Genomic DNA, 291 nt, shown 5'->3' with positions numbered 1-291 from the left:
GCACCGCACCGATGCCTTTTTCCGCCATCAATCGGATCGCATCGATCACCGCCGCTTCCGGCGCGACCGCATGTACTTCAGGAGACTTGCCGTCCAACAGTTGCCGTACCGTGGTCATCTGCCTGCCCTCCGAGGGTGGGTTGCAGGGCCGAGTCTGCCACGGCGGATGCTAGCCAGGCGTCAACCAGGTACAGCGGCCGCTGCTTGGACTCTTCGTACAGCCGCCCCAGGTACTCGCCGATCAGGCCCAGCGCGATCAGCTGCACCCCACCCAGGAACAGGATCACCGCC

Annotated in this window: 1 pseudogene; it reads right to left on the bottom strand. The window is 64.9% G+C overall.

Annotated features, from left to right (window positions below):
• Window positions 1–77 precede the first annotated feature (77 nt).
• A pseudogene (locus tag EN845_RS36580) lies at window positions 78–291 on the bottom strand (hypothetical protein); the annotation flags it as partial.

Origin of the sequence: Mesorhizobium sp. M8A.F.Ca.ET.202.01.1.1 (assembly GCF_004791595.1) — a bacterium.
Taxonomy (GTDB): domain Bacteria; phylum Pseudomonadota; class Alphaproteobacteria; order Rhizobiales; family Rhizobiaceae; genus Mesorhizobium.
This window is presented reverse-complemented; position numbering and strand designations above follow the sequence as displayed.